General features: G+C 78.6%; 1 pseudogene. It reads right to left on the bottom strand.

What is annotated here, in order from left to right:
* Positions 1 to 240: pseudogene (locus tag D3105_RS36195) on the bottom strand (NADH-quinone oxidoreductase subunit C); the annotation flags it as partial.
* Positions 241 to 613: the final 373 nt, after the last annotated feature.

The following is a 613-nucleotide window of genomic DNA, read 5'->3' on the forward strand; positions in this document are numbered from 1 at the left end:
GTGCTTGTCGGGGGTGGGCTTGTCGCTGGGGTCCGGAGCGTCGCCGGAGTCCGAGGTGTCGTTCGGTTCCGGGGCGTTGCTGGGGGCCGGAGCGCCGCTGGGGGCCGGAGCACCGCTGGGTGTGGGGGTGGGGCCGCTGCGCGGGGCCTCTCCCCCACCCGCCCCTTCCGGGGGCTCCGGGCCCTCCGGTTCGTCGAAGGCCGGCTGCGCGTCGTGCCACGGGGCATCCGTGCTGCGCACCCGGAGCGGACGCGACGGCGGACCCTCAGGCGCGTCCGGGGCCGAACGCTGACTGGCCGAACCTTCGGAGGCGGAGCGGGACCTGCGCGGTCCGGACGTCGGCTGCGCGGGCGACTCGCCCGGCTCGGGACGCTGACTGGCCGAACCCTGCGACGCCGACCGGGAACGGCGCGGGCGGGTCGCCGCAGGCGTATCCGGTGCAGCAGGAGTCTCAGGTGCCGCAGGGGCATCCGGGGTCGCGGAGGCGGGTGCCTGCGCCCCGCTCCCCGTGGGGGCCTCCGGGCCGGTCGGGGCGGGGGTTTCCGCACCGGTGGCGGGTGTCGTGGCGCGTTGTGCCGCCGAGCCCTCGCCCGCCGTGCGGGTGCGGCGGGCG

This window comes from Streptomyces globisporus (assembly GCF_003501885.1).
Lineage (GTDB): Bacteria > Actinomycetota > Actinomycetes > Streptomycetales > Streptomycetaceae > Streptomyces > Streptomyces globisporus_D.